Source organism: Jiella endophytica (assembly GCF_004519335.1).
GTDB lineage: Bacteria > Pseudomonadota > Alphaproteobacteria > Rhizobiales > Rhizobiaceae > Jiella > Jiella endophytica.
Map to the genome: position 1 here is coordinate 162,498 of NZ_SOZD01000007.1, position 9,845 is coordinate 172,342.

A 9,845-nucleotide genomic window follows, 5' to 3' on the forward strand; every position below is an offset into this window, starting at 1 on the left:
AGTCCTCGCCGGAAAATCCGTCGCATCCCATACAAAGTTTCGGAATGCCGCCCTCGCGCAGGAGATTTCGTTGCCTTCGGAGCCAGCCGATTGCGGCTGGGGCAAGCATGCAAAGGGCGACGGCCGGATGCGGCGATGCGGCGTCCCTAGCCCCCAAAAGAAGGGGGCGGCCATGGCCGCCCCTTCCGGATTGTCTGGAGATCAGGCTTGCCGACGGGGCGAGACCGCCCACGCTTGTCCGTTCCGGTCAGAACTCTTCCCAGCTGTCCTGCGCATCGGCGGGCTTTTTCGCCGCGCCGCCGCTGCCGGTCGCCTTCATCTGCGCCACCGGCCTGGCAGCCGGCTTCGGCGGAGAGGCTTTGGGCTGCGCGGGTTTGACAGCGGCCGGGCGGGCGGTCGACGCGGCGCCGGCGCCGCCTTTCACCCTGAACCGCCCGATCGTCTGGGCAAGACCGTCGGTCTCGGCAGACAGCGTCTGCGCGGCCGCGGTGGACTGTTCCACCATCGCGGCGTTCTGCTGGGTCACCTTGTCCATCTGGTCGGCGGCGCCTGACACTTCCCGAAGGCTCGTCGCCTGTTCGCGGGCATTGTCGGCGATCTCGGCGATCACCTCGGCCATGCCGGCGACTTCCGCAAGGATCTCGTCGAGCGACTTGCCCGAGGCGGTGACGAGGCCGACGCCCTTTTCGACATGTTCCGACGAGGCGTTGATCAGGCTCTTGATCTCCTTCGCCGCCTCGGCCGAGCGCTGGGCGAGAGCCCGCACTTCCTGGGCGACGACGGCAAAGCCCTTGCCCGCCTCGCCGGCCCGCGCCGCCTCGACGCCGGCATTCAGCGCCAGGAGGTTGGTCTGGAAGGCGATCTCGTCGATGACGCCGATGATCTGGTTGATCTGCTGGGACGAGGCCTCGATGGCGGTCATCGCGGTCACCGCCTCGGCGACGATCTCGCCGCCGCGGCTCGCCTTCTGGCGGGCCGATTCCGCCGTCTGGCGGGCCTTGCCGGCGCCTTCCGCCGTGCGGTTGACGCCGCTCGTCACCTCGCCGAGCGCGGCGACGGTTTCCTCGAGGCTCGCCGCCTGCTGCTCGGTGCGGTGGGCGAGATCGTTGGACGCCACGGTGATCTCGCCGAGCCCGGTGCGGATCGTGCCGACGGCGCCGACCACCTGGCCGATGGCGCCTTCGAGCTCTTCCACCGAGGCATTGAACTTCGCCTTGATCGGCTCGAATTCAGCCGCCACCTTCTCGCTCATGCGGACGGTGAGATCACCCGAGGACAGCCTGTCGAAGCTCGCATCGACGACCCCCATGAAGGCCCTCAGATCCTCCGCCTTCGCATGTTCCAGATCGGCCTGGCGCTGCTTGGCAGCCTCCTGGTCGATGCGGGCGGCGTCCGCCTCGCGCTGCATCTCTTCCTGACGGACCGCGGCGTCCTTGAACACCCCGACGGCCGCCGCCATCTCGCCGATCTCGTCGCGGCGCCCGGCATGGGGGACCGCGACCGAGCGGTCGCCGGCGGCAAGCGCCGACATGACGTCGGTCACCTGCCGGATCGGCCTGGTGACGCTGCGCTTCAGGAAGAAGGTGACGATGCCGACGACGACGCCCGCAATGATCAGGCCGAGGACGACGGCAAAGAGCATCTGCCGGTTAACGGCCGCCGCGACGCGGGAAGTGTCCGTCGCGGTGACCAGCGTTCCGACTGGCTTTTCACCGCCGCCGACGGGAACGGCGACGACCACATGGTCGCCGGCCCATTCGCTGCGCATCTCCTTGACGTCCTTCGCATAGACCGACAGGTCCTCGACCTTCGGCAGCTTGGGCGAGGCGAAGCTCGTCAGCGGCTTGCCCTCACGGTCGAGCACCAGCACGTTGGAGAGCGCGTTGGTCGGCGATTCGATGAGATCGGCATAGACCGCCTCGACCACCTCGGCCTTGCCCCATTTCACGCCCCCGGCCATCTGGTCGGCCATCAGGTCGGTCTCGATCGACGCCTTGGTCTTCGCCGTCTGATAGAGCATCGCCTGCATCTGCTGCATCTGGACTGCAACGAGCACGATGATGCCGACGACGATCGGAACGGCCGTCACGAGGGCCGCCTTCAGGCTGAGAGACAGGGTCTTACCTGCAATCGGGCCAGCGGCCGGGGTCGTGTGTCTGGGCATGGGGCAAGGCCTCTTCTGAGGTGAGGTGATCAGAGATCCAGCATGTCGAGATTGATGCCGACGGTGGCCGCGCCGATGGGCTTGCCGGTGTCGGGATCGACGATGGTGAAGCTCGCCTGCGACTGCAGCATCTGGGTCGACTCGTCCTGTTCGATCTCGTCGACGAACACCGTGTCGGCGCCGCTGCCATAGGTCTTCTGCCACTTGGCTTCGTCGCCCTGCCAGTAGTCCGAGGTCGGATCGCTCTGGGCGACGTTGAGACCATGGGCGTCCATCACGAAGACTTCGGTGATGAGGCCGCCTGCGCCGTCGCGGACCGTCTTCAGATAGCCCGAGGCGGGCGAATTGAGGGACTTGTCCATCATCTCGCCGCCGCCGGCTTCGACTTCCGACCGCCATTCGGTGTCGAGGGCGTCGACGTCGCTCTGGCCGAGATTCTGGTTGGCCTCGTTCTGCGCCTTGATGGCGGCGATGATCTTCGGATCGTTCAGCGCCGGCTTCAGCTTGGACGTGACGAGTTCCTTGATCGGCGCGACATGCGGCTCTTCGGCGACGGCCGGGGTGGCGAGAACGAAGCCGGCGAGTGCGAGCGCCATGGCGCCCTTGATCAGACCGTTGGTTTTCATGAGCGTTTCTCCGTGTCCTGTTGGTTTCGTTGACGAGACGAATAACCGGTTGGCTATCCGACAATGAGCAGCAATAGAAGAAAAATCCATTAACATATATTTCGAGTCGCCAGTATTTCCGAATATCGTATGGCGCATGGAAAAGATGCCGCAGTGATTATTATCGACGGTTACAATGCGGCATCTTGGTCGAGCTGGGGCGCCAGGCTTTTCGCCGACGCGCCTTCTCTCAGGCGGCTCTGGCGACCGTCTGCGGGGCAGCGGCTCTGGCGGCAGGCGCCTGCTTCACCTTGAAGCGGCCGATCGTCAGAGCGAGGCCGTCGGTCTCCTCCGACAGCGTCCGGGCGGCGGCGGTCGACTGTTCGACCATCGCGGCGTTCTGCTGCGTCACTTTGTCCATCAGGTCGGCAGCGCCGGAAACCTCGCGAAGGCTCGTTGCCTGTTCGCGGGCATTGTCGGCGATCTCGGCGATCACCTTCGCCATGCCGGAAACTTCCGCGACGATCTCCTCGAGCGACCGGCCGGAGGCGGTGACCAGTTCGACGCCCTTTTCGACATGCCCCGACGAGGCGTTGATGAGACCCTTGATCTCCTTGGCCGCTTCCGCCGAGCGCTGGGCGAGAGCCCGCACCTCCTGCGCCACAACCGCGAAGCCCTTGCCGGCCTCGCCGGCGCGTGCCGCCTCGACGCCGGCATTGAGGGCGAGTAGATTGGTCTGGAAGGCGATCTCGTCGATGACGCCGATGATCTGCGAGATCTGCTGCGAGGAGGCCTCGATGGCGTTCATCGCGGTCACTGCCTCGGCGACGATCTCGCCGCCCTTTTCTGCCTTCTGCCGCGCCGAATTGGCCGTCTGGCGAGCCGTTCCCGCGCCTTCCGCCGTGCGGTTGACGCCGCCGGTCACCTCGCCGAGCGCCGCGGCAGTCTCCTCGATGCTGGCCGCCTGCTGCTCGGTGCGCTGGGCGAGATCGACGGAGGCGGTGGTGATCTCGCCGAGACCGGCACGAATCGTGCCGACCGCGCCGACCACCTGGCCGATGGCGCCTTCGAGCTCTTCCACCGAGGCGTTGAACTTTGCCCGGATCGGCTCGAATTCCGGCGCCACCCGATCGCTCATGCGGACCGTCAGGTCGCCCGAGGACAGCCGGTTGAAGCCCGCCTCGATGCCGGCGACGAAGTCCTGCAGGGCGCCGCTGCGCTCGCGCTCGGTCTCGATGCCGGCCTGGGTGCGCCTGTCGTTCTCGCCGCGCTCGCGCTCGCTCGCCTCGGAGAGCTGCCGCCGCGAAACCTCCGCCTCGCGGAACTTGTCGAGGGCCCGGGCCATCTCGCCGATCTCGTCCGGGCGGCCGGCAAAGACCGGCTCGTCGTCGAGATTGCCCTCGGCGAGACGGTTCATGTTGCGGGTGAGGAGCGCCAGCGGCGAGATCATCTTCCGGCGCAGCGACCAGGCGCCGGCGAGCACGATCAAGAGGGCGAGCAACGCCGAAAGGATCTGCAGCATGGTCGCGAGTTCCACCGTGCCCGAGGCCGACGTCTCGAGATCCGTCGCCATTGCCACCGAGCGCTCGACCAGCGCGTCGATGACCTTGCGGTGGGCGGCATAGAGATCGCTGATCCTGTCGTAGGCGGCGGCGATCGCCGTCGCATTGCCGGAGTTGAGCGCGGGCAGGAAGGAGGTCTCGATTTCGCTCCAGATGGACGCGACGGACGCATCGGACTCTTCGACCAGCGCCTTGATGTCCGCCGGCATCGCCGAATTCCGCCAGTGGTCCCGGCGCTCGGCATATGCCTGCCGCAAGGTTTCCAGCTCCTGCTTCGCCGTCTCGGCGCTGACCCTGCCCTCCTTTGCCAGGGTGACGTCGAGATAGGATTCGATGACATAGGCCGGCGGCGGCAGGATATCGGCGAGGAGATCCTTCGACTCGACGATCTGGCCGTAGATGGCGCCGGTGACCTTCGATTCATCGAGCGCATACCAGCCGACAAGACTGGAGACGAACACGGCGGCGCAGGTCGATATCGAGACTGCGCCTAAGCGGGTGGACAGACGCATTGGTTGAGTGCTCCAAAAACAAAATCAATCTGGTTTATCTATTACACCGATTAACAGATTGTTGCTTTGGAATATCAATGCGCCAAAACACTTGAGCAGAACTTAACTTGGAAAATCTTCCGCTACGGTTGTACAGCAATATTTCTATGTTTGGCAGACTGATGTTTTGCAAAGGCCAGAGGTTTCAGGGCAGAGCCGGGAAGACGAGTGGTTCGGTTCCGACATTTGCGTTCGTCCGGGATCAGCCTCGCGGCAAATGTCGGAATTCAAGAGGCACTCGGTAAATCTCTGTCTCTTTTGAAGATTTCGAATTCGACATTGGATGGCAAGCCCACGTCGGCCGGGACTTGAATGTCGAATTCGCTCCACCAGAGGCCGTCGTCACCGTCGCATCCGCTTCCATCGCAGACGGGGGAGACGCACGGAAGGCCGCGACAACTTCTGCAAGAACGTCAAGAACGAGTCGAAGCGCAGCCGGCCGGGCATATCGCCGGCCAAGCCGGCCAGGCGTCGCGGCGACGATTGCCGGGTCCTGGAGCGCAGATCGCGGACGCGGCGACCGCCGGCGATCTCACCCCGGGGAGCGGCGCCCATCGCGGGATGATCGAAAGGCAGTGCAGGCCCGGCATCAAGCCCGCAGCCATCGAATCCTCCGGCCGGGAAGCCCCGGCCGGCGGCAGAGCGGCCCCTTGCCGCTGGAAACCTCGGTTGCGCCGGGGGTGTTGCGCCCGGCGCAAAAGGCTTCAGGCCATGTACCAGCCGTGGCTCGGCACGATCGACTGTCCGGTCAGGGCATTCGACTTGAAGCTGGCCAGGAACAGCGCGACCTCGGCGACATCTTCCATGGTCGTGAAGGTCTGGTCGACGGTCTCGCCGAGCATGATCTTGTTCACGACGTCTTCTTCGGAGATGCCGAGATTCTGTGCCTGTTCGGGGATCTGCTTTTCGACCAGCGGCGTCTTCACGAAGCCGGGGCAGATGGTGTTCGACCTCACGCCGTGCTTGGCGCCCTCCTTGGCCATCACCCGGGCAAGGCCGAGTATGCCGTGCTTGGCCGCGACATAGGCGGTCTTCAGGGCGGAAGGCTCGTGGCTGTGGACCGAGCCCATATAGATCAAGGATCCGGACTTGCGCGGATACATGTGCTTCACGCAGGCCTTGGTCAGAAGAAACGAGCCGTCGAGATGAATCGTCACCAGCTTGCGGAATTCCGCATAGGGAAATTCCTCGATCGGATGGACGATCTGGATGCCGGCATTGGAGACCATCGTGTCGATGCGGCCGTAGCGATCGGCGACCGCATCGACGCCGCGATTGACGGCGTCCTCGTCGGTGACGTCCATCTCGACCGCCATCGCGTCACCGCCGGCCGCCTTGATCTCGGCGACGGCCTTTTCGGCGCCGCCCATGTTGATGTCGCAGATCGCGACCTTGCCGCCCTCGCGGACGAATGTCTCGGCGATGGTCCGGCCAATTCCCGAACTCGCACCGGTGACGACGGCGACGTTTCCTTCGAGCTGCATGGCACTCATCCTTTGCTGTTCGCTCCTGCAGCAAATGGATGGGCGGTGGCGGACAGCAAGGTCGTCTGCGTCCATGACGAAAGTTTAAGTCGAGGGTGACGGCAGTTCCCCGCGGAGGCCTGCGAGGGCGAGGCGGAACGTGGAAAGAAAAGGGGCAGCCATGGCCGCCCCTTCCGGATTGTCTGAAGATCAGGCTTGCCGACGGGCGATCCGCCCGTCGGTCGTCCTTCCGGTCAGAACTCTTCCCAGCTGTCCTGCGCATCGGCGGGCTTTTTCGCCGCGCCGCCGGGGCCGGTCGCCTTCATCTGCGCCACCGGCCTGGCAGCCGGCTTCGGCGGAGAGGCTTTGGGCTGCGCGGGTTTGACAGCGGCCGGGCGGGCAGCCGACGCACCACCGGCGCCGCCTTTCACCCTGAACCGCCCGATCGTCTGGGCAAGACCGTCGGTCTCGGCAGACAGCGTCTGCGCGGCAGCGGTGGACTGTTCCACCATGGCGGCGTTCTGCTGGGTCACCTTGTCCATCTGGTCGGCGGCGCCTGACACTTCGCGAAGGCTCGTCGCCTGTTCGCGGGCATTGTCGGCGATCTCGGCGATCACCTCGGCCATGCCGGCGACTTCCGCAAGGATCTCGTCGAGCGACTTGCCCGAGGCGGTGACGAGGCCGACGCCCTTTTCGACATGTTCCGACGAGGCGTTGATCAGGCTCTTGATCTCCTTCGCCGCCTCGGCCGAGCGCTGGGCGAGAGCCCGCACTTCCTGGGCGACGACGGCAAAGCCCTTGCCCGCCTCGCCGGCCCGCGCCGCCTCGACGCCGGCATTCAGCGCCAGGAGGTTGGTCTGGAAGGCGATCTCGTCGATGACGCCGATGATCTGGTTGATCTGCTGGGACGAGGCCTCGATGGCGGTCATCGCGGTCACCGCCTCGGCGACGATCTCGCCGCCGCGGCTCGCCTTCTGGCGGGCCGATTCCGCCGTCTGGCGGGCCTTGCCGGCGCCTTCCGCCGTGCGGTTGACGCCGCTCGTCACCTCGCCGAGCGCGGCGACGGTTTCCTCGAGGCTCGCCGCCTGCTGCTCGGTGCGGTGGGCGAGATCGTTGGACGCCACGGTGATCTCGCCGAGCCCGGTGCGGATCGTGCCGACGGCGCCGACCACCTGGCCGATGGCGCCTTCGAGCTCTTCCACCGAGGCATTGAACTTCGCCTTGATCGGCTCGAATTCAGCCGCCACCTTCTCGGTCATGCGGACGGTGAGATCGCCCGAGGACAGCCTGTCGAAGCTCGCATCGACGACCCCCATGAAGGCCCTCAGATCCTCGGCCTTGGCATGCTCCAGATCCGCCTGGCGCTGCTTGGCCGCCTCCTGGTCGATGCGCGACGCCTCGGTCTCCTCCTGAAGCCGCTGCTGCTCGATCGCCGCCTGCTTGAAGGTCTCGACTGCCCCTGCCATGTCGCCGATCTCGTCGCCGCGACCTCGCGCCGGCACGTCGACCGACCGGTCGCCCGAGGCGAGCTTCAGCATCGCGTCCCTGAGGCCGCTCAGTCCGCCGACGATAGAGCGGCTCGTCAGAAAGGTCACCGCCCCGACCAGCAACAGGCAGGCAAGCGTCGCGGCCAGCTGGGCGTAAAGGCTCGTCCCGACATCGTCGCGGGTGCGCTGCAGCGTGGCGGCCAGCGCCTGGTGGGCCCGGGTCTCCAGCGTCTCGAGCGCCTTGGTGATCTTGTCGCCGCTGTCGTCGATGGCATCGTCGATGGCCGCGAAATCATCGAGAGGCGCGCGCTGCTCGATCAGCCGCGGCAGGGTTTCGCCGATCGCCTTGCTGACCCCGTCAATGTCGGCGGCAAGGGTCGTCACTTCGCCTTCGACGCCGAGCGATTTCGCCAACGCCTCGGCGCTGGCGACATGACCTGCCAGATAGGCCGTGTTGGTCCGGATGATGTCCATCCGCTCGTCGTTGATCTTGCCTTCGTCCCGGTCGATGATCGAATCCATCGCCGCAAGGACCAGTTCGATATTGGCAAGCCGCATCGCACCGGCGGTGCTGAGATTGTCGCGCACCGTTTCCGCCTCGGCCATGCTGGCCTCGATGGCCCGTCCCGAAGCGAAGGCGATCGCCGCCACGACGGCGAAGGCCGCGATCGTGATGACCAGCGTCGCACGGAGCTTGCCGGCGACCGACAGATTGAGAGGAGAGCGCGCCATTTCGGCCATCGGTGTCTCACATCGCTTGATCCAGGCATCGGCGATCCGACGATCGCGTCACCACGAGGATTGTTTCAGAACAATATGTTGGAGGACATAACCTTCGCAGACCCTCCATGACTTCGGCTCGGTCGTGACGAAGATGAATAAAATAGTTTAAGAAAATACGAGGCGTTACTTTGTTAAACTGAACAGACGATCCAGGTGTAGCCGAGTAAAGATCGATACGGTTATTATATGAAATTGACTCGAGCGGATACAAGTCGTGATGGTCGGACGTGACGCCCGCGCGGGCCCGCCGATCTTCGGACACAGACGGATGTGCTACGAACAGCATCCAGACGACCTGCCGGGATAGCCACGCGGCCGACGCGGCCTGATCCCGTCGGGGCTACGCGCCGGCAGGCGCAGGCCAAACGAAAATGGGGCGGCCGAAGCCGCCCCATTTTCCGTCGCTGGTCGAGACAGGCAGGCGCCGGTCAGAACTCTTCCCAGCTCTGGTCCTCGGCGGCCGGCTTCCTGGCGGCGCCGCCGGTGCCGGTGCTGCGCATCTGCGCAACCGGCTTGGAGGCAGCCTTCGGCTGAGCGGGCCTCACTGCCACCGGGCGGGCCGGCGCCACGGCAGCGGGTTTGGCGCCCTTCACCGTGAAGCGGGTGATCGCCTGGGCAAGGCCGTCGGTCTCGGCCTGCAGCGTCTGCGCGGCGGCGGTGGACTCTTCCACCATCGCGGCGTTCTGCTGGGTCACCTTATCCATCTGGTCGGCCGCACCGGAGACTTCGCGAAGGCTGGTCGCCTGTTCGCGGGCCGAATCGGCGATCGCCGCGACGATCTCCGCCATTCCGGCGACCTCGGCGAGGATCTCGTCGAGGCTCTTGCCGGACGCGCTGACGAGCTCGACGCCCCTGCCGACCTGCTCCGAGGAGGCGGTGATGAGGCCCTTGATCTCCTTCGCAGCCTCGGCAGAGCGCTGGGCGAGCGCCCTGACTTCCTGAGCGACGACGGCAAAGCCCTTGCCGGCCTCGCCAGCGCGTGCCGCCTCGACGCCGGCATTCAGCGCCAGGAGGTTGGTCTGGAAGGCGATCTCGTCGATGACGCCGATGATCTGCGAGATCTGCTGGGACGACCCCTCGATGGCATTCATCGCGGTGACCGCCTCGGCAACGATCTCGCCGCCCTTCTGCGCCTTGACCTTCGCCGAATCCGCCGTCTTGCGGGCCTGGCCGGCATTGTCGGCCGTCCGGTTGACGCCGCCGGTCACCTCGCCGAGGGCCGCGACGGTT

The 9,845-nt window shown here is 65.7% G+C and carries 6 protein-coding genes; all 6 read right to left on the reverse strand.

Annotated features, from left to right (window positions below):
- Positions 1-247: 247 nt before the first annotated feature.
- The gene (locus E3C22_RS20730; protein WP_245515113.1) at positions 248-2,164 is read right to left on the reverse strand and encodes a methyl-accepting chemotaxis protein; all 1,917 of its coding nucleotides are present in this window, start codon (positions 2,162-2,164) and stop codon (positions 248-250) included.
- A gap of 29 nt (positions 2,165-2,193) precedes the next feature.
- Positions 2,194-2,790, reverse strand: coding sequence for a hypothetical protein (locus tag E3C22_RS20735; protein ID WP_206026999.1), 597 nt, complete (start codon positions 2,788-2,790; stop codon positions 2,194-2,196).
- A gap of 229 nt (positions 2,791-3,019) precedes the next feature.
- Positions 3,020-4,843: a methyl-accepting chemotaxis protein gene (locus E3C22_RS20740; protein WP_245515114.1), complete on the reverse strand. Its 1,824-nt coding sequence runs from the start codon at positions 4,841-4,843 to the stop codon at positions 3,020-3,022.
- A gap of 743 nt (positions 4,844-5,586) precedes the next feature.
- The gene (locus tag E3C22_RS20745; RefSeq protein ID WP_134763790.1) at positions 5,587-6,366 is read right to left on the reverse strand and encodes a 3-hydroxybutyrate dehydrogenase; all 780 of its coding nucleotides are present in this window, start codon (positions 6,364-6,366) and stop codon (positions 5,587-5,589) included.
- A 233-nt stretch (positions 6,367-6,599) separates the two neighbouring features.
- On the reverse strand, positions 6,600-8,564 hold the full coding sequence (locus E3C22_RS20750; protein ID WP_245515115.1) for a methyl-accepting chemotaxis protein: 1,965 nt from the start codon (positions 8,562-8,564) through the stop codon (positions 6,600-6,602).
- 479 nt (positions 8,565-9,043) lie between these two features.
- The coding region (locus E3C22_RS20755) for a methyl-accepting chemotaxis protein (RefSeq protein ID WP_245515116.1) at positions 9,044-9,845 on the reverse strand (802 nt) is incomplete at its 5' end.

What these genes read in the sequence shown, in the direction of transcription:
- E3C22_RS20740 (WP_245515114.1), bottom strand. Translation starts at nt 4,843, where the DNA reads ATGCGTCTGTCCACCCGCTTAGGCGCAGTCTCGATATCGACCTGCGCC.
- E3C22_RS20745 (WP_134763790.1), bottom strand. Translation starts at nt 6,366, where the DNA reads ATGCAGCTCGAAGGAAACGTCGCCGTCGTCACCGGTGCGAGTTCGGGA.
- E3C22_RS20735 (WP_206026999.1), bottom strand. Translation starts at nt 2,790, where the DNA reads ATGAAAACCAACGGTCTGATCAAGGGCGCCATGGCGCTCGCACTCGCC.
- E3C22_RS20750 (WP_245515115.1), bottom strand. Translation starts at nt 8,564, where the DNA reads ATGGCGCGCTCTCCTCTCAATCTGTCGGTCGCCGGCAAGCTCCGTGCG.
- E3C22_RS20730 (WP_245515113.1), bottom strand. Translation starts at nt 2,164, where the DNA reads ATGCCCAGACACACGACCCCGGCCGCTGGCCCGATTGCAGGTAAGACC.